Source organism: Kocuria sp. WRN011 (genome assembly GCF_002295155.1).
Taxonomy (GTDB): domain Bacteria; phylum Actinomycetota; class Actinomycetes; order Actinomycetales; family Micrococcaceae; genus Kocuria; species Kocuria carniphila.
In genome coordinates this window covers 49,256-67,080 of record NZ_NSGI01000011.1, presented here as the reverse complement: position 1 = coordinate 67,080, position 17,825 = coordinate 49,256, and the positions used below count along the sequence as shown (strand labels likewise).

Here is a 17,825-nt window from a genome sequence, read left to right as displayed (position 1 = left end):
ACTTTGAGCGGCATCTGTGTTTTGTAGGTCACAATGTGGGGAGAGATTGTGCGGTGTGCAGTGCGTTGCGCACGGCGCTCGCCGATCCACCCGAAGGAGCGAACATGGCAATTCTCGACGACGAACGCTGGCACGGAAAGCTCTACATCAACGGCTGGCGGGATGGGTCCGGCGACTCGATTTCCGTTCAGAATCCCGCGTCGGAAGCTGTCCTGGGCTCGGTGGGTTCCGCATCTCCCGCCGACGTTTACGACGCCGCTCGGCAGGCTTCCGAGGCACAGGTCGCGTGGGCCGCGCTCAAGCCGACCGAGCGTGCGGCCGTGCTCCGCAAGGCGGGCCAGCTGTTCGAGGAGAACACCGAAGAGATCATCGACTGGGTGGTGCGCGAAACCGGCGCGATCCAGCCCAAGGCGGGGATGGAAGCAAACGTCGCGGCGCAGGAGTGCTTCGAGGCGTCTGCACTGCCCACGCACGCTAGAGGGGAGGTGTTGGCCTCAGACGATCCGCATTGGTCGTTTGCGAGGCGGGTGCCCGCTGGTGTCGTGTCGGTGATTTCGCCGTTCAACTTCCCCTTGATTCTGTCGATCCGTTCGGTCGCGCCGGCATTGGCGCTGGGGAATGCGGTGTTGTTGAAGCCCGACCCCCGCACGCCCATCACCGGTGGAGTGCTGATCGCACGGATCTTCGAAGAGGCGGGACTGCCCTCGGGCGTGCTGCAGGTGCTACCGGGAGGCGGCGACGTCGGCGCGGCGACCGTTGATGCGCCCGAGGTGAGAATCGTGTCTTTCACCGGCTCTACAGAAGCGGGCCGCCATGTGGGTGCGGCGGGTGCCAAGCATCTGAAGCGAACTCACCTGGAGCTGGGCGGCAACAACGCGATGGTGGTGCTGCCGTCTGCTGATTTGGATCTAGCGGCGGGTGTGGGATCCATGGGCTCGTTCTTCCACCAGGGGCAGGTGTGCATGACCACGGGGCGGCACATTGTTCATGAAGATGTCTACGAGTCGTACGTGTCCAAGTTGGCCGAGCGGGCTGACGCTCTGGTGGTGGGTGATCCGTCCGAGGGGCAAGTTCACCTGGGGCCGATCATTGACGAGAAGCAGCTGAAGGCCGTGGATTCCAAGGTGCAGGATTCCGTGATCGCGGGTGCGTCGATCCGTGCGGGCGCAACGCACGACGGGTTGTTCTATCGGCCCACCGTGCTGGCTGATCTGACGGTGGACATGCCGGCGTGGAACGAGGAGATCTTCGGCCCGGTGGCTCCGGTCATCAAGGTGTCCTCCGTGGAAGAAGCGGTGAACCTGGCGAACAACTCGGAGTACGCGTTGTCGCTGTCGATCATTGGTGATGTGGGTGAGGCGTTGAAGGTCGCGGACCGAATCACTGCGGGCAAGATCCACATCAATGAGATGACCGTAATGGACGAGGCGACCGCTCCCATGGGAGGCATGAAGGCCTCTGGGACGGGTGCTCGATTCGGCGGTGCGGCCGCGAACATCGAGGCATTTACCGAGAGCCAGTGGGTCACGATCAGCCCGGACATTCCGCAGTACCCGTTCTGAGTTAATTACTCGGAATAGCAAGGTGACCGTGCAACAAACGGTCACCTTGCTGGTTTGTAGATGCGTGCGAAAACTTCGTGACTGGCCGTTATGCGTTTACATTGAAAAGTTATCCACAAAAATCTTTCCGCGGTGGATAGTGTCAAATGAAATTTCGTAAGCTCGAATCGCTGCCGTAGCTTGGCAGTGGCCGCCGGGCTTCATGAGTTAGAGGGGACCATCCAATGGGGGATGCGCTGAAGCGTAGGAAGCTCGCGGCGAGCCTGGCCGCGCTGGCGTTAGGGCTGACGCTGGCCGGCTGCGGCAACTCGAACGATCCCGAGCCGGGTGATACGGCCACGTCTACGTCTGCGGATGGCGGTTCGTCTCCCACGGTTAGTGAGACCGGAGATGGGTCATCGGATTCACCATCCTCGTCTCCGGATCCGTCCGCCAGTGGGGACTGGTGGCCTGAGCAGCCGGAGACAATGGCCACCGGTCAGGAGTTCCCGGATGACTTCGAGCCGGCAACCCTTGAACACCCTGCACGCAATGTTCCAAAGCCGGTGATGCCCGAAGAGGCCAAGCAGGAGACTGAGGCGGGGGCGCAGGCGTTTTTGGACTACCGCACGGACGCAGTCTGGTATGCCTTCCAGACGGGGGATACGCAATTGGCGCGGGAAGTGACAGCAGATGGTTGCGAGAATTGCATGGTTCAGTTCAACAGGATTGACACCATTTATTCCGATGGAGGATGGATCGCAGGGGGATATGAGGGTGGATCCATCCTGGAGGAAGGATTTATTCGAGGTGCTGATGGGGTATATAACATTCCGGTGGAAACCAAAAGTTCTGGCGTGAAAGTGACGGATGGGGATCGGTTAATATCTCAGCAACATCCTTTTGATACGTCAGAAGGATTTAATGTGAATCTTATTTTCAGGGATGGAAAATGGGTATATATAACTGCCTCTCCGAGAAACCCTTAATATTAATTCACGTTTTCGTTTTCTCCTTACTTTTGCTCTCCGCCCAATTCGCATTTGTGGGTGTAGCGTCAGCTGAGGAGGGGGGCGCAGATGGAAGTTGGGGGCGAGGAAGTGAATCCGGCAAAGTGGCCAGCGATACAAGAGCTACTGCTGGTGGCAATGTTATTGACGTAAAAGTTGAATGGGACGAGGGAAGTTCCGGTGGTCAAGGAATTTCTATTTCCTTGGGTGCGCCCGCTGCCGGTGGCTCAAGCGAGGGAGGCGCAGGTACTGACTGGAACCCGGATGAGGACCCTGCGTATCAAAAAGCCTTACGTCAAGAACTCATGAGCGATGATGACTCGATCTTCTTTGACCCCACCAAGATGGACACAGCGCTGAATCGAACCACATATAGCCTGCAGGATCCTTGCAATGGTGAAGATGGCGACGCCTTTGACGACTGCCGCCAGGAACAAGAGTGCACGGTCGATGGTGGCGGCGAAGGCGTCAATATGGACGTCGTCGTTGGTGGAGCGGGAGAAGAGGGTCGTGCGTCACGCGGCACTCAAATGTGTGTGGCAAATGCTGAAGCGGCCGAAGCTGATGACGAAGGCGTCATTCCGCTCCCCGTATTCACGCTGCAGGATTTCCAGCGTCTGAACGTTGCTCCCGCTGCCTCAACTGTTGAGCCAGCACCCGACACCCTCAAGAACATGAATACCAATGTCTTCGCGGTCGCTGATGCCCAAGCGTTCCAAACCGAATTGGGAGGCTTTCCTGTCGCGGTGCGGGCGTATCCGGTTCAGTACTCCTGGAACTACGGTGACGGGGCAGCTCTCGGCCCCACGCCTTTGACAGGTGCACCATTGGCCGAAGGCGATTGGGATATCCCCACGGACACCTCACACGTCTATTCGGAAACCGGTGACTACAGCGTCACGCTGACTACTTTCTTCTATGGAGAGTACAACGTGGCGGGTACCGGCTGGCAGCCGGTCGCTGGGTTCAACGAAGTCGCATCCGCGCCAGTCCCGATCAGCGTGTGGAAGGCAACCGTCCGCAATGTCGCTGATGACTGCAACGAGAATCCCCGCAGCTTCGGCTGCCCAGGCACGAACTAACTCATATAGATTCTCGGCGTGACGGGTGCCTTTGCAACAACCGTATGAGTTCGAACCACTGAAGTTTTAAGTGAGGAAACTGCAGCACCGAAGTCTCCGGTGAGGGAAGTGCGTCGAATTTGGTTGAACTCAGCACTTACATCACATGAGACCGCGAAGCTGCAGTTTCCTCACTTCAGGTTGAGGTGTGGTGCGTCTACCTCACATGGCATCGCACGGTGGCAGAACCCGTCTACGTATCCCGCCTGGTCCGGCTCGTGATCTTGCTCCGCAGGGTCAGCAGCAGCACGACTGCCAGCAGACCGTACAGCGTGAGCACGATCGGGCCCTGCACGAGTACGGAGGCGTCACCGTTGGCGCTGATGAGCGCATCGCGCAAGCTGGTTTCAGCCAACGGGCCGAGCACCATGCCAATGATGAGCGGCGCCAGCGGGTAGTCGTGCATGCGCATCAGGAAGCCCACGATGCCCACGCCCAGCAGCAGGAGCAGGTCGAACGTCGAACCGGAGGTCGCATAGATGCCCAGGCCACAGAACACCGTGATGCCCGCGTACAGGTAGTGGCGCGGAATCAGCAGGAGCTTGGCCCACACCATGGCGAACGGCAGGTTGATGATCAGCAGCACGATCATCGCGATGAAGAAGCTCGCCAGCAGCGCCCACACCAGATCGGGTGCGCGCTCGAACAGCAGCGGGCCTGGCTGCAGGCCGTACTGACGGAACGCCGCGAGCATGATGGCCGCGGTCGCGGAGATCGGCAGGCCCAGCGCCAGCAGTGCGCCCATGGCCATACCGGTCGTCGAGTTACCAGCGGCCTCGGGTGCGGCCAGGCCGCGGATGGCGCCCTTGCCGAATTGTGGGTCGTGACGACGTCGATCCAGCTTGCGTTCCGCTCCATACGCCAAGAACGTGGGGATCTCGGAACCACCCGCAGGGATCACGCCGAACGGAAGACCGATGGCCGTGCCGCGAGCCCATGCAGGGGCGGCCTCTCGAAGCTCTTTCCTGCTCAACCACGGGCGACCCTTCGAACGGATCATCTGACCTTCACGCTGGAAGCGGGCAATCGTGGCGAAGTAGATGACCTCGCCCAGAGCCAGCACCGCCACGGTGACGGTGACTAGCGAGATGCCGTCGAAGAGGAACGGTGAGTCCATGGTGAAACGGGGGATACCCGTGACGCCGTCGATACCCACCACGGCAATACCCAGGCCGAACGCGAGGGACAGTAGACCCTTGACTGCAGAGTCCGTCACCACGGATGACGTGGCCATGAACGCGAACAGCGCCAAGGCGAAGAACTCCGCCGGCCCGAATTGCGTGGAGAATTCCGCGAGGAACGGCGCCAGGAACACCACCACTCCGGAGGCGATGAAGCCACCCACGAATGCACCGATGGCTGCGGTAGCGAGTGCCTGCGGGGCGCGCCCATTCAGGGCCATCTTGTGCCCCTCGAACGTTGAGGCAATGGCAGACGCCTGCCCCGGAGTGTTCATGAGGATGCCCGTGGTGGAGTCACCGAACAGGCCACCGAAGTACACGCCGGAGAACATGATGAACGCCGCGGTGGGCTCCAGGGCGAAGGTCACGGGCAAGAGCAGAGCCACGGCCATGGAGGAGCCCAGGCCGGGCATGACGCCCACGGCGGTGCCCAGGAAACAACCCAGCACCACCCAGAACAGGTTCTGCCAGGTGAGGGCTCCAGCGAAGCCCTCCATGAGTAAGGACAGAGTCTCCATTTAGAAGCCACCCCCAAGAAGTCCGGAGGGCAGCGAGAGCCCCAGTGCCATGTCGAACGCGATGTACGCAATGGAGCTCACGGTCAGCCCGACGATCAACGAGAACAGAGGCCGTTTAGACCCGAACCCACGCGCCACACACCAGAACAACAGCGCAGCGCCAAGGATCCACCCCAAGAATTCCAGGAGAAGGGAGAAAGCCAAGAAGCCGCCGATGACCCACACGAGTGAACGCCACGAGAAGGCGGCGGGAGCGGCGTCGTCGGTGGTGCCCAGCGAACCGCTGGACCAGTGACGGAAGATGCTGATGACTTCCACTACCACCAGGACGTAAATGACGCCGGTGATGATGGCGGGGAAGAAGCGCGGGCCCGGGAAGTCCACGGAATCCGGGACCTCCATCATCAACATGCCCACCAGGAGATAGGTGGCGAACGCGGCGAGCACCAGCGGCATGGTGAGTGCTTGAAGCAGGGAGCCTGCCGAGCGTGAACTCCGGTCGACGGGACGCTCGGAATCTGCCCGGGGTGCGGGTGCCGAGGATTCGGAAACCGATGCGTGGCTCATACTCCCAACTCCTTGTACAGCGCAGTGATTCGCTCGGTCTCGTCCTTGATGAACTGCGTGAGCTCGTCGCCGGTGATCACGTTCTCGTTCCAGTTGTAGCGCTCGATGGCTTCGCGCCATTCGGGAGTTTCGATCGTCTCCAGCACGATGTTCTCCAGCTCTTGTTTCTCGTCATCGGTGATGCCGCCGGGGGCCATCAGGATGCGCCAGTTGGCCAGAGTAACGTCATAGCCCTGCTCCACGGTGGTCGGGATGTCGCTGCCCTCCAGGGGTTCCTCGGCCACGAGCGCGAGCGCGCGGAGCCGGCCGGACTCGATCTGGTCGATGGAGTCCGGGTATCCGCTGGCTGCCGCGGCAACGGTGCCGTTGAGCAGTGCTTGCGTGGACTCGCCGCCGCCGTCCGAGGACACGTAGATCATGTCCGCCGGTTTGATGCCGCCCGCAATGGCCATTTCGGTGACCACCAGTTGGTCGAACGAGCCACCACCGGTCCACGGGACATCGCCCGGATTCTGCGCCCAGGCCTTCATGAGGTCGTCCAGGGTCTTGTACGGGGAGTCGGCTGGGACCACGATCACGTCGTACTCCTCGACCGTCACGGCCAGGGGGTTGACGTCCTCGTACTTGGTGGCGGAATCGTACTGAATGGTCGCGGCGAGCTGACCGGTGCCACCGACCATCAGGTTGTTCGCATCGCCGTCCAGAACGGACAGGTTGCCCAGCGCGATAGTTCCGCCGGCGCCCGGCATGTTGACCACCTGGGTGTTGTTGATGATGCTGTTCGCTCGCTGCGCCTGCTGCATTTCGCGAGCCACGGTGTCCCAACCGCCGCCGGCCGCCGCCGGGGCGATGATGGTCATGCTCGAGCGGAGGTTGTTGCCGCCGGAGGCTGAGGAAATGGATCCGGTCACGGCGGTCCCAATGGCGCCAGCCGCGATCAGTCCTCCGATCCCGTACGTGATGAACTGCCGACGATTCGGCGGAGGCTTCTCGACCAAACTGGTCTCCTGGATCAAGTGCGCTGATGGCATGCGGACCGGCCACCTGAGAGCGGCCTGGGATTGTGACCTAGAATACACATAAGCTCATCTGGGAAAGTAGTAATTCTCAGGTGTGGCGCACGATTTTGGTAACACGACGCCATGACGCCGAGCGCACCGTTCAGGTCCTTAAATCGAGGAGTAGTTTCCAGTAATGACCATCATCCTTGCCAGCGCAGACACCCCCGCCGGGCACGCCGCCCGCGACTTCGCAATCGACGAAGCCCGACGCCGCGACGCAGACCTCATCGTGTTTCCCGTGGACGGTTCCACCCCGGACATCTCCGGCTACGGCTACGATCGCGTAACCCTGGAAAACGCCGACGGTCGCAGCAAGGACGCCGTGGGAGATCTCATCGACGCCACCAATCGCCCGGAAGTTGAAGCCGTGGTCGTGGGTGTGAAGCGCCGCAGTCCCGCGGGCAAAATCTTCCTGGGCTCGTCCGCCCAGCAGATCATCCTGGAGGCCGCCGTTCCGGTGATCTCTGTAAAACCCGCCACCTGATCGTCGGGCTGCTCTACGGTGAGCGGTTGCAAGTGAGGGAACTGCAGCTCCAAAGTCTCATGTGATTAAAGTGCCCGAAATCGAGCCGGATACTGCATGTTCCTCCCCTGAGAGTCTGCAGCTGCAGTTTCCTCACATCAGGTTCTGCGGCTGTCGTTTCAACCCGTGAGTCTCCGCGGCCACGCCACTTCACTGCACCACCTACCCTGGACTGGTGCAGTCCGAACCCGAATCCCCAGCCACAGAACCCGCAAAAGCCACAGAGCCCAAGGAAACAGCAGCCCCTCGCGACACCCGCTCTCTCAACCGTCAGATCCTGGCGCTGGCGGTCCCCGCGTTCGGTGCGTTGATTGCGGAGCCGCTGTTCCTGCTGGCGGATTCGGCGATCATCGGGCACCTGGGAACCGCGCAGCTCGCCGGCGTGGGGATCTCCGCGACCGTGGTGCAGACGGTGGTCGGGCTGATGGTCTTTCTCGCTTACTCGACAACTCCCGCCGTGGCCCGGCATCTCGGCGGTGGCCGACTCAAACAGGCCCTCGAAGTCGGCCGTGACGGCCTGTGGACCGCTGCTGGTCTTGGCGTAGTTCTCGCCACCGCAGGCATCCTCGCTGGCGGGCCCCTGCTGCAAGCGCTCGGTGCGCGGGGCGAGGTGCTGGAGCACGCGACGTCGTACTTCGTATGGTCCATGCCGGGACTGCTGGCCATGCTCGTGGTACTGGCCGCGATGGGCGTGCTGCGCGGACTGCAGGACACGAAAACTCCGCTGATCATCGCGGGAATCGGCGCGGCGGTGAACGCCGGGCTGAACGTCGTGCTCGTCTACGGCGCGGATCTGGGCGTGGCCGGCGCGGCGATGGGCACGAGCATCACCCAGTGGGGCATGGCGATTGCCTATCTAGTGCTCCTGGGCAAACAGTTCCGCAGGGAGAACGTGCGGCTGACCACCGGCTGGCGCGGCGTGCGTGGCCATCTCACGGTCGGCTCCTGGCTCATGCTCCGCACCCTCTCACTGCGCGCGGCAATCCTCGCGACCGTCGTGGTCGCCACCGCCCAGGGCGCGGAGAATCTGGCGGCGTACCAACTGACCATGACGGTCTTCAACTTTTTAGCCTTCGCTCTCGACGCGCTCGCGATCGCCGCCCAAGCCCTGCTGGGTAAGGAGCTGGGCGCCCGCGACCTAGGCCAACAGGGCGAGCGGGAAGGCGTACGCCACCTTATGCATCGCCTCATCCGCTGGGGCCTGGGATTCGGCGTGGTCACGGGCTTGATCGTGGGCTTTGTGGGCCCGCATCTGGGGTTCCTGTTCACGCAGTCGGAGAGCGTGCAGTACTTGTTCGGGATCGCGTTGATTGTGGTCGCGGTGGGGCAGCCGCTCGCGGCGTACGTGTTCGTGCTCGACGGCGTGCTGATCGGCGCCGGCGACGCCCGCTACCTGGCGCTGGCCGGCCTGATCAACATCGTGGTCTACGCGCCGCTGCTGTGGGCGGTCATGCAGTTCGCTGGTGGGGGCACCGCGGGCATGGCCTGGCTGTGGATCGCGTACGCGGGCGGGTACATCGGCGCGCGGGCGCTCACGCTGGGTTGGCGGATTCGCAGCGACCGGTGGATGTACGCCATGGCCTGACCACATTCCGGTTTCGATCGACGACGACGCCGCTCGCCCCCTTCCCGGGGCGCCAACCGGGCGATTCGGCGGGCAAAACGAGTGGTGTGCGTCTCTATTTATGAGGGTGAATCGACTATCCTTAAGGCATGAACAAAGACGTTCCCAACACCAAGTCCGCATCCGTCAACGGCCCCGTCTTGGTGGGTATTGACGGTTCCGAAATCGCACTCCGCGCCCTGGACCGCGCCATTGAAGAAGCGCGTGTTCGTAACGTGGGCGTGCGCCTCATTGGAGCCTTCCCGGTGGTCGGTGTGGGAGATCCCGGCCTGGAGCGCCGCTTCCGCGAGGCAGTGACTGCCGAAAACGACCAGAACCTCAAAGCGGCTCAGGACCGCGTGGCGCAGGCCGACGTGAAAGTCGATACTGCCAGCGGCGAGGGCGATGCCGCCAAGGCCATCATCGAGGCCGCCAAGGATTGCAGCCTGGTGGTCATGGGTAAGCGCGGTAAAGGTGGCGCATTGCGTGGCCGCCTGGGTTCGGTGTCCGCAGCTGTAGCGGCTCACAGCCCCGTGCCCGTGATCGTTGTTCCGCCGCGCGAAGAGGATGACAGCTCCGATGTGGAGTCGGCTCGTGAGTCCGCCCACCACAAGGACGTCCACGTTTCTGAAGAGGAGTCCCAGGGCGGTACCCGGACCCCGGCTTCCGAGATGGACTTCACCGGATCGGTGGTGGTCGGCGTGGACGCTGCCGGTGAGAAGAACCCGGCCGTCGCGCAGGCCATCGAGTACGCCAAGGCCCACGGCTCCACCTTGAGCCTGGTCTCCGTGAACGGCGCCCTGTCCGGCACCCCGGACTGGTTCCAGGATCAGTACAACCAGACCTACTACTTCGACGAGTCCGTGCGGAAGCTCAACCAGATCGCCAAGGATATCGCGGAGCAGAACCCGGATCTGAAGGTCACTCGTCACGGGTTCCTGGGTCGTCCCGGTCGCGTGCTGGTGCAGGCCACCCGTACCGCGGATCTGGTGGTGGTTGGCTCGCGCGGCATCGGTGGCTTCACCGGTCTGCTGCTCGGTTCCGTGTCCCAGTCCGTGCTCGGTGCGGCTGCCGGACCCGTCATGGTGGTTCCCAGCGGCAAGTGAGCCCCAACAGCATCCATTCACTACACACAGAAACAGGTGCGAAACAGATGTCACAACGAATCGTGGCGGCATACGACGGCTCCGACTACAGCGAACGCGCATTGGACTGGGCCATCCAGGAAGCAGCAGCTCAGGAGATCCCGCTGAAGATCGTGGTCTCCACCGGTCGCCCCGTGGGTGTGGATCAGTCCCTGTACGGCCCCTTCCTGGATGCAGTGCAGGAAGAATCCGAGAAGCTCGCTCGTGCGGCCGTGGCCAAGGCCAAGGACGCCGGTGTGCAGGTGCAGGGCATCATCGAGCGCGGTGACGCCGCGGGTGTGATCGTGTACGAGGCCAAGGATTCTTCCCTGGTGGTCATGGGCAAGCGTGGCCGACATGGCGTGCGCGGCCGCGTCGGTTCGGTTTCGGCCGCGACCGCCTCGCACTCACCGGTTCCCGTGGTGATCCTGCCGGAGAGTTGGAACCCGGCTCAGCGTGAATCCCGCTCGGAGGACGAATCCTTCGAGGGCGCCGTGGTGGTTGGCGTGGACAAGCTCGGTGCCAAGAACAAGGCCGTGCACGTGGCCGCCGATTACGCTCGGGCCCACGGTCTCACCCTCGCCGTGGTCAGCGTGGTTCCGACCACCAGCTACCTGCCCATGAACTCCTCCGAGTTGGAGCGCGCGGTTCAGGAACAGCTGTTGGCTCCGGCCAAAGAGCTCACGGACCAGGTAGCGGCGGAACTCGGTGACAAGTACTCGGATCTGAACATCGTGACTCGCGTGCTCCAGGGCCGTCCGGCCGATGCTCTGGTGGATGCTTCCCGCACCGCTGACCTGCTGGTCATGGGTTCGCGCGGTTACGGCGGATTCCGCGGCCTGCTCATGGGCTCGGTCTCCCAATCCGTGCTGGCAGATACCGAGTCACCACTGATGATCGTGCCGAACCGCGAAAGCTAGGCAACCTAGCGCGGGGTAGTCTCCGTGCGACGTCGGCGTTCCGGCTCCACCGTGAGGCGGGGCGCCGATTTCATGCCCCGGGCTGATCCTTTGCGGGTTGCGCGGTGCCTACGCTGGGAGCAGTCGTACCCAAGGAGGCATCATGCTGACCCTGACGAGCTCGCGTTCCAGCAGCGTCTTTCGCTGGTTCGTGCTCTCCATCTTCGCGCTCCTCGCGGCGGTATCGCTGGTGGCCTGGTCCGCCGACGCCGCTCGCGCCGCCCAGGTGCCACCGCGCCCGGACTCCGGAGCGGTACTGGACCAGGCCGACATCCTCTCCGATACCGATGAGCAGCGGATCAACGAGAGGATCGGCCGCGGAAACGAACAGAACGAGTTCATCCGCGCGGCGGTGCTGACGGTGAACGGCGTTGACGGCGATTTCGAAGACTTCACCCGGCAAACCGCTCGCGAATGGGGCGTGGGGGAGGCCGGTCGGAACAACGGCGTGCTGATCGTCGCGGACATGGATGAGCGTGAACTGCGGATCGAGGTGGCCGACGGTGCCCGCGAGGTACTTTCGGACGCCACGGCGGAAGACATCATGGAAGACCAGCTGGAGCCCGGTTTCCGGGACGAGGAGTACGCCCAGGCCTTCACGGCGACCTTGGATTCGGTGTACGACCAATCCAACCCGGAGGCGGCGGCGCAGGCTGCCGCGGACCGCGAGCGGACGGGCAACATCGTCATGTGGGTGCTCCTCGGGATCGCGGGCCTGGTCGTGGCCGTGGTGGCTGGATCCATCGTGTGGTGGAGCAAGGACCAGAAGAAGGTTCGTGAGCAGGCCGACCGGGAGATCGAGCGGTATCAGTGTGAACACCCGGACGAGGAGATCTCGGACGAGGTGCGCAAGCGGTACTACAAGTACCGCTCGAACCACCGCAAACCGCCCAAGGACAGCAAGAAACCGCCCAAGGCCAAGGATCAAGATGGCGTGGAGCGGGATGTGCAGTACGCATCCACGTTCCAGAGCTGGCTGCCGCTCTACGTGATGTACCCGGCCATTTACAGCGGCACCAACCACTCCATTTCGTCGAGCGGCTCGTCCGGCTCGGCTGGCACATCGTTCGGAGGCGGCGGAGGATTCAGTGGCGGAGGCGCGTCCGGAAGCTTCTGACCGGGAACGCCAGTTCTAACGCGGACACCTGGGACATCTCGGGCAGAGCTTCGCACCTAAGCCGGACTCCCGTGACATCTGGGGCAGCGTTTCGCATGGTAGGCGGATCCCCCAGACATCTAGGGCAGAGCTTCGCGTCGAGGGCGTGCCTTGGTGACATCTGGGGCACCATTCCGCATGGCCGACATTATTGGCAGAGGTACGCAGCGTTTCCGGTCGAATCAATGCGTACCTCTGCCAAATTTGTCAGCGCACTAGGTGTAGGTGTCTTCGTGGCGATGGATCGGGCTGCGGATTGACTTGAGGGCCCTCCTTCGGTGCCGTCGCCCCGACCACTCGCAGCTGGGACCCCAGTGTTAACGCGTGAACATCATCCGCGGGCAGCGAGAGTTCTGAAGCGATTCGATCCACGTCAACCTGGCCGTGCTTCTCGGACGCGAAAACCTGCGGAAAGACCTTGGATTGCTCGAAGTGGTCCATGCCGTTGGGCTCTCCGGTTCGATAACCTAGTTGACCCAGCTTGTTGCACGTTGTGCGGTAGATCCAATCCGTCATCCGACCAGCTTTATGGACCGCGTAGGTCAACGCCATGGCCGATACCTTGAACGCGTTCTTGATCTTGAAAATGTCGTCGATCGTGGGGTTCCTCGGGAGGTACTCAGCGATACTGTCCCGGGGGATCAAGAACTCTGACGCAAACCTGTTGGCCTCGTCTTCTTGCTGGGATGTGGTTTCCACCTCACGATGCTTGTGAAGGACTAGGTGTCCGAGCTCGTGGGCAACGTCGAATCGAGTGCGCTCAGGAGTCTTTCGCCGAGCCAGGAACATATAGGGAACATCCCCGTGCCACAGGGAGTAGGCGTCGACGGATTCGGCAAGGGGTGGCAAACCGAATACGCGGATGCCATGGGATTCGCAGAGCTGAATCGAATTGGGTAGAGGTTTAGTTCCTAACCCCCATGCCTCACGGAGCATGATGGCGGCCAATTGAGGTGTCTCCTCACCGAGCTGAGGCACATCGATTTTGGGCAGCACGAAATGACCTGAGATCCAGTCATTGACCTCCATGCCGGAGGCGCCCGCAGCGATCGCGGCGTCTCGCTCACTCCGGGTCGTGGATCGGCCAGCTCGAAAATTCACGCCGTGGGATTCAACGCTGGGTGCACGGGAGCGTGAGAAGTAGTCACTTGGGAATTCGAGAGCGGAGGCTAGCGGTTCCGTTGTGGCGCGCGGGGCTCCCCGAGTTTCGTACTTGTGGATCGTGCGCTCGGTGACGTCCAAGATGTTAGCCAACTCGACCTTGGTCAACCCTCTTCGCATTCGAGCGAGCGTGATGCGGTCAGGACTCAGTAGCCCGTCAGGCGATGTTGAAGTCAACGTCACCCCCGCCAATGTCTGTGATGTTCGGTTCCAGCACCGTGTCATCTTGCAGCGGCGCGAGGATTACTCGGACGTCCCAGCCCGTGAATTGGCCGAGTTGCTTGTCGAACCCCGAAGGGCGCGAAAGTTCACGACGGATTTCTCCCTCGGCCCGGTGATAAAGCAAGACCCATGCTCCCGACGGCGGCTGTTCGCTTGAGCTGAGGGGCTGGTCGATCATGGATAGGTCGCCTAGTGCGAAAAGCACTTGTTGATTTCGGTCTACCGAGTCGGCTGTGGCTCGACCCTTTCTGCGAGCGGCCTGGGGGACTACAAGTGGGTCAGGGTCTCCGGTCGCATTATTGCCGCCAGCCACAGAGATCTGGTACTTCCCGGTCGGGTCAACGGCAATTGGTCGATTCTGAGGATCCGTATAAGTCCAGTCCCCATCTTCAGTCAGACGTTGGCGAAGCATTGCCACGGTATTGGTCCAGCGGTTGATGCCCGCAGCGATGATAGGGGCATATTTACTTGTATTGCCCGAGGCGTTCTCACCAGTTGCGATCGCTTCATCAATTTGCGCGACGCGGAGCCCCATACGCTCTAGGTACTCGGCGGCATTATCGGGATAAATAACAAGCGGCTGAGGAAGCGGTGCAAGCTGGCTCATGGTCGTCGGCCCTTCGGGATTGCTCGATGAAGTGCCTCAAATTATTGCACAAAACCGGAACGCCTATACGGCGGCTTCCAAGCGAACCAGACCCAACAATTCCTCGTGCACCGTGACATCCCCGGTGAGTTCGGGGTGGAAGCTGATGGCCAGGATATTGCTCTGCCGCACCGCGACCACGGACTCCTGATAGCGAGCCAGCACCTCTACACCGTCACCGACTCGAGTCACTGCGGGCGCGCGAATGAATGCCGCACGGACGACGCCGCTCGGGGCCAACGCGACGTCGGCATCCGAAGCGGCGCGGCCGGAAACAAGGTCGAACGCCCGTCCAAGGTGGCCAGTAACGGCATCAGTCACATCGACGTGACCTTCTGCGGTATCGCCCGTATCCGCGTGACTAGCTGAGTCGCCGGGGTGGGAGTCGAGGTGGTCGGGAGTCGTTGAAGGACCCATCCACTCCAACAGCACCTCCGCCGAGTCCACCTGCGAACCGAACGCGTTCCGAGCCACTGTCACATCCAGCACTCCCAGCGACTGTTGTCCCGGCGCCGGATCTTCGATCTGGGAGGCGAGCATGATGAGCCCCGCGCACGTACCCAGAACCGGCAACCCCGCCGCGATCACTTCCCGCAGCGGATCGAACAGCCCGAACGTCCGGCACAGTCGATCCGTGGTGGAGGACTCACCCCCGGGGAGGACGAGGGCGTCGATGACCGGAGCGCCGTCGTCCCCCACGAGATCGGAAGCGGACCGGACGCGGATCGCCCGAGCACCCAGCGACTCGAGCATCGCCAGGTGCTCGGCCACCCCGCCCTGGAGGGCGAGCACGCCGACGACCGGTTGGGTCACCAGCCGCGCTCCGCGAGGCGGTGCGGTGCGGCCAGGTCTGCCACGTTGATGCCGACCATGGCCTCGCCCAGGCCGCGAGAGGCTTCGGCGATGCGGGCGGGATCGTCGTAGTAGGCGGTCGCGGCCACGATGGCACGGGCACGCTCGGCCGGGTTGCCCGACTTGAAGATGCCCGAACCAACGAACACACCGTCCGCGCCCAGCTGCATCATCATCGCGGCATCTGCGGGCGTGGCAATGCCACCTGCGGTGAACAACACCACGGGCAGCTTGCCGGTGCGAGCCACCTCGACGACCAGTTCATACGGGGCGGACAGTTCCTTGGCCTTGACGTAGAGGGCGTCCGGGGAGACGGTGTAGAGGCCCTGCAGTTCGGCGATCTGCGAGCGGATGGTGCGGATGTGGCGGGTAGCCTCGGAGACGTCGCCGGTGCCGGCCTCGCCCTTGGAGCGAATCATGGCCGCGCCCTCGGTGATGCGGCGCAGCGCCTCGCCCAGGTTGGTCGCACCACACACGAACGGCACGGTGAAGCGGTGCTTGTCGATGTGATTGACGAAGTCAGCGGGGGAGAGCACCTCGGACTCGTCGATGTAGTCCACCTTCAGGTGCTCCAGAACCTGCGCCTCCACGAAGTGGCCGATGCGCGCCTTGGCCATCACCGGAATGGATACGGTATCGATGATTTGCTCGATCAGGTCCGGGTCGCTCATGCGGGCCACGCCACCCTGGGCGCGGATATCCGCGGGCACGCGTTCGAGCGCCATCACGGCAACGGCGCCAGAATCTTCGGCGATTTTAGCCTGCTCGGCGGTGACCACGTCCATGATCACGCCACCCTTGAGCATGTCGGCCAGCCCGCTCTTGACCAGCTTGGATCCGGTCACGGGTGTCTTGTTTTCAGCAGGAGAATGCACGGTTTGAGTCATGCTGACCATGCTGCGCGCGAAAGTGGCCCGGTAACAGATCCATAATTGAGTAATTCCAGTAGTCCACTTTGGAGGAACACATGCGGCATGCGCGTGCGGTGGATGTGCCGTTGTCTGTGGATCGGTCTTCGGGCGTCTCGCTCGGCGAGCAGCTCGTCGGTCAGGTACGTGACCTAGTAGCGCGCGGCGTCTTGTGCGCGGGTGATCCGTTGCCATCGTCGCGGGTGCTTGCAGAGCGATTGGGGATTTCGCGCGGCACGGTGGTCACGGCGTGGGACGTTCTCGCGGGGGAGGGGTACCTCACCGCCGACCGCGGAGCCACGCGCATTGCCCCGGACGTTCGCGTGGTCCCCGCGGCGAGCGAACTCCCCATTTCGACGACGCAGCCCCGCTCCTCCCGCACGCGGCGTAACGTTCCAGACACGGGGCAGATCGACCTGCGACCCGGCAAAGCGGTCATCGCGGAACTGGACACCCCGGCCTGGCGGGGTGCGTGGCGTGACGCCGCGAGTGCCGCTGCGGGAGCCGTGCCGTTGCGGCAGCACCTGGCCGAATACCTGCGATTGAACCGAGGGGTGGTGAGAGAACCGGACGACATTGTCATCACTGCGGGCGCCCGTGACGGTCTGCAGCTGGTGCTGCGAGTCCTGGGCGCACTGCGCGGACGCCGCCTACGCGTGGCCGTGGAAGACCCCGGCTACTCCGCACTGCGCCGGGTCGTGGAAGCCACCGGGCACATTGCGATACCGATTCCGGTGGACGAGTTCGGCCTGAACCCCGCCAGCTTGCCCACCGGCGAGTGGGCGGGAACCGGAACGTGGGATGTGGCCGAAACTCCGGATGCGGTGGTTGTGACGCCCGGACACCAATACCCGTTGGGCGGCACCATGCCCGTGAGTCGCAGGCTGGAACTGCTGCGGTGGGCGCGGCAACACAGAGCCGTAGTTATCGAGGACGACTACGACTCCGAGCTGCGCTACACCGGCCAACCCCTGCCCGCGCTCGCCGCCCTGGATACCAATCGGGACACCGTGGTCACCCTGGGCAGCTTCACCAAGGTGCTGGGCAACGGTGTGGGCGTGGGACACCTCGTGGCACCCGATGACCTGCTTCCGGGGCTGCACACCCTGCGTGCCGAGCTGGGATCACCAGTCTCCGCGGTGGCTCAGCGAGCGATCGCTCGGTTCATGGATTCGGGTCACTTGCAGCGCCACACCGCTCGGATGCGCCGCGCCTATCGCCGACGTCGCTCGCTCATCGCTCACGCGCTCGCGGACCTGCCCGGTGTGGCCGTGGTGTCCATGGCCGGTGGGTCGCACGCTGTGATCGAGGTGCCGGACGAGGCTGCGGCGGTCGCGGGGGCGGCCCAACGCGGAGTCCTGGTGAGCGGGCTGGGAGAGTACTGGGCGGCGTCGACGTCCCGAGCTGAAACGCGCACGATGATGTCCGCCAGAGATGCGGCGGAAGCGGTACGGGCGGAACCGCGCGCAGACCCGCGCGAGGGGCTGGTACTGGGTCTGACGGCGTCGGACGCCGAACTAGAGAAAGGAATGCGAGTACTGCGGGACGTACTCAAGCCGCACCCGAGGAAACATCGGGCCCAGCACGGGCGCCAGTGAACACCAAGTTCTGTTCCCGGACGGCCCGTAGTTGTCTCCACTAGACTGGCCCGGTCCCACCCCGCCAATGAGGA

General features: G+C 63.0%; 16 protein-coding genes. 9 read left to right on the top strand and 7 right to left on the bottom strand.

The features are described from left to right. The first annotated feature begins 104 nt into the window (after nucleotides 1-104). The 3 genes from CKW39_RS13825 (at nucleotide 105) to CKW39_RS15830 (ending at nucleotide 3,633) form a co-directional block, all read left to right on the top strand. Entirely contained in the window at nucleotides 105-1,562 is a 1,458-nt protein-coding gene (locus tag CKW39_RS13825) for a benzaldehyde dehydrogenase (protein WP_095798709.1), read from the top strand. Nucleotides 1,563-2,029: 467 nt separating this feature from the next. Beyond that, the gene (locus tag CKW39_RS13820; RefSeq protein WP_158222958.1) at nucleotides 2,030-2,530 is read left to right on the top strand and encodes a DUF6318 family protein; all 501 of its coding nucleotides are present in this window, start codon (nucleotides 2,030-2,032) and stop codon (nucleotides 2,528-2,530) included. Between the two features lie 125 nt (nucleotides 2,531-2,655). Further along, nucleotides 2,656-3,633 (top strand): PKD domain-containing protein, encoded by a 978-nt coding sequence (locus CKW39_RS15830; RefSeq protein WP_254049434.1) that lies wholly within the window; start codon nucleotides 2,656-2,658, stop codon nucleotides 3,631-3,633. A gap of 232 nt (nucleotides 3,634-3,865) precedes the next feature. Here the strand turns inward: CKW39_RS15830 and CKW39_RS13810 are convergent, their stop codons facing one another. From CKW39_RS13810 to CKW39_RS13800, 3 genes are read right to left on the bottom strand one after another with little or no spacing between them, the layout of a single operon-like run. Next, the gene (locus CKW39_RS13810) at nucleotides 3,866-5,371 is read right to left on the bottom strand and encodes a tripartite tricarboxylate transporter permease (RefSeq protein WP_095798707.1); all 1,506 of its coding nucleotides are present in this window, start codon (nucleotides 5,369-5,371) and stop codon (nucleotides 3,866-3,868) included. Beyond that, nucleotides 5,372-5,938, bottom strand: coding sequence for a tripartite tricarboxylate transporter TctB family protein (locus tag CKW39_RS13805; RefSeq protein WP_095798706.1), 567 nt, complete (start codon nucleotides 5,936-5,938; stop codon nucleotides 5,372-5,374). Next, nucleotides 5,935-6,969, bottom strand: a complete 1,035-nt coding sequence (locus CKW39_RS13800; RefSeq protein WP_095798705.1) for a tripartite tricarboxylate transporter substrate binding protein — start codon at nucleotides 6,967-6,969, stop codon at nucleotides 5,935-5,937. The genes CKW39_RS13805 and CKW39_RS13800 overlap by 4 nt, the downstream gene beginning before the upstream one ends. 163 nt (nucleotides 6,970-7,132) lie before the next feature. On the opposite strand from CKW39_RS13800, the gene CKW39_RS13795 reads away from it, so the two are divergent. The 5 genes from CKW39_RS13795 to CKW39_RS13775 all read left to right on the top strand — a co-directional run bounded on the left by CKW39_RS13795 (nucleotide 7,133) and on the right by CKW39_RS13775 (nucleotide 12,325). Next, nucleotides 7,133-7,483 carry a universal stress protein gene (locus CKW39_RS13795; protein WP_095798704.1) on the top strand — a complete coding sequence of 117 codons (351 nt, stop codon included), beginning with the start codon at nucleotides 7,133-7,135 and terminating at the stop codon, nucleotides 7,481-7,483. 313 nt (nucleotides 7,484-7,796) lie between these two features. Next, entirely contained in the window at nucleotides 7,797-9,107 is a 1,311-nt protein-coding gene (locus CKW39_RS13790; RefSeq protein ID WP_254049439.1) for an MATE family efflux transporter, read from the top strand. Between the two features lie 128 nt (nucleotides 9,108-9,235). After that, a complete protein-coding gene (locus CKW39_RS13785; RefSeq protein WP_095798702.1) occupies nucleotides 9,236-10,231 on the top strand; it encodes a universal stress protein in 996 nt (331 codons plus the stop codon). Nucleotides 10,232-10,278: 47 nt separating this feature from the next. Next, nucleotides 10,279-11,169, top strand: a complete 891-nt coding sequence (locus tag CKW39_RS13780; RefSeq protein ID WP_095798701.1) for a universal stress protein — start codon at nucleotides 10,279-10,281, stop codon at nucleotides 11,167-11,169. Between the two features lie 142 nt (nucleotides 11,170-11,311). Beyond that, a complete protein-coding gene (locus tag CKW39_RS13775; protein ID WP_095798700.1) occupies nucleotides 11,312-12,325 on the top strand; it encodes a YgcG family protein in 1,014 nt (337 codons plus the stop codon). A 246-nt stretch (nucleotides 12,326-12,571) separates the two neighbouring features. On the opposite strand, the gene CKW39_RS13770 is transcribed toward CKW39_RS13775, so the two are convergent. The 4 genes from CKW39_RS13770 to pdxS all read right to left on the bottom strand — a co-directional run bounded on the left by CKW39_RS13770 (nucleotide 12,572) and on the right by pdxS (nucleotide 16,141). After that, nucleotides 12,572-13,645 carry an XRE family transcriptional regulator gene (locus tag CKW39_RS13770; RefSeq protein WP_238663264.1) on the bottom strand — a complete coding sequence of 358 codons (1,074 nt, stop codon included), beginning with the start codon at nucleotides 13,643-13,645 and terminating at the stop codon, nucleotides 12,572-12,574. A 37-nt stretch (nucleotides 13,646-13,682) separates the two neighbouring features. Beyond that, nucleotides 13,683-14,354 (bottom strand): hypothetical protein, encoded by a 672-nt coding sequence (locus tag CKW39_RS13765; protein ID WP_095798699.1) that lies wholly within the window; start codon nucleotides 14,352-14,354, stop codon nucleotides 13,683-13,685. A 63-nt stretch (nucleotides 14,355-14,417) separates the two neighbouring features. Continuing rightward, nucleotides 14,418-15,209, bottom strand: coding sequence for a pyridoxal 5'-phosphate synthase glutaminase subunit PdxT (gene pdxT, locus CKW39_RS13760; RefSeq protein ID WP_371514790.1), 792 nt, complete (start codon nucleotides 15,207-15,209; stop codon nucleotides 14,418-14,420). Continuing rightward, on the bottom strand, nucleotides 15,203-16,141 hold the full coding sequence (gene pdxS, locus CKW39_RS13755) for a pyridoxal 5'-phosphate synthase lyase subunit PdxS (protein WP_371514786.1): 939 nt from the start codon (nucleotides 16,139-16,141) through the stop codon (nucleotides 15,203-15,205). The genes pdxT and pdxS overlap by 7 nt, the downstream gene beginning before the upstream one ends. Before the next feature lie 71 nt (nucleotides 16,142-16,212). Between pdxS and CKW39_RS13750 the strand changes: the two genes are divergently transcribed. Further along, complete coding sequence (locus CKW39_RS13750) at nucleotides 16,213-17,751, top strand: PLP-dependent aminotransferase family protein (protein WP_095798698.1); 1,539 nt, start codon at nucleotides 16,213-16,215, stop codon at nucleotides 17,749-17,751. Nucleotides 17,752-17,825 lie beyond the last annotated feature (74 nt).

What these genes read in the sequence shown, in the direction of transcription:
- CKW39_RS13825 (WP_095798709.1), top strand. Translation starts at nt 105, where the DNA reads ATGGCAATTCTCGACGACGAACGCTGGCACGGAAAGCTCTACATCAAC.
- CKW39_RS13820 (WP_158222958.1), top strand. Translation starts at nt 2,030, where the DNA reads ATGGCCACCGGTCAGGAGTTCCCGGATGACTTCGAGCCGGCAACCCTT.
- CKW39_RS13810 (WP_095798707.1), bottom strand. Translation starts at nt 5,371, where the DNA reads ATGGAGACTCTGTCCTTACTCATGGAGGGCTTCGCTGGAGCCCTCACC.
- CKW39_RS13805 (WP_095798706.1), bottom strand. Translation starts at nt 5,938, where the DNA reads ATGAGCCACGCATCGGTTTCCGAATCCTCGGCACCCGCACCCCGGGCA.
- CKW39_RS13800 (WP_095798705.1), bottom strand. Translation starts at nt 6,969, where the DNA reads ATGCCATCAGCGCACTTGATCCAGGAGACCAGTTTGGTCGAGAAGCCT.
- CKW39_RS13795 (WP_095798704.1), top strand. Translation starts at nt 7,133, where the DNA reads ATGACCATCATCCTTGCCAGCGCAGACACCCCCGCCGGGCACGCCGCC.
- CKW39_RS13785 (WP_095798702.1), top strand. Translation starts at nt 9,236, where the DNA reads ATGAACAAAGACGTTCCCAACACCAAGTCCGCATCCGTCAACGGCCCC.
- CKW39_RS13780 (WP_095798701.1), top strand. Translation starts at nt 10,279, where the DNA reads ATGTCACAACGAATCGTGGCGGCATACGACGGCTCCGACTACAGCGAA.
- CKW39_RS13775 (WP_095798700.1), top strand. Translation starts at nt 11,312, where the DNA reads ATGCTGACCCTGACGAGCTCGCGTTCCAGCAGCGTCTTTCGCTGGTTC.
- CKW39_RS13770 (WP_238663264.1), bottom strand. Translation starts at nt 13,645, where the DNA reads ATGCGAAGAGGGTTGACCAAGGTCGAGTTGGCTAACATCTTGGACGTC.
- CKW39_RS13765 (WP_095798699.1), bottom strand. Translation starts at nt 14,354, where the DNA reads ATGAGCCAGCTTGCACCGCTTCCTCAGCCGCTTGTTATTTATCCCGAT.
- pdxS (WP_371514786.1), bottom strand. Translation starts at nt 16,141, where the DNA reads ATGGTCAGCATGACTCAAACCGTGCATTCTCCTGCTGAAAACAAGACA.
- CKW39_RS13750 (WP_095798698.1), top strand. Translation starts at nt 16,213, where the DNA reads ATGCGGCATGCGCGTGCGGTGGATGTGCCGTTGTCTGTGGATCGGTCT.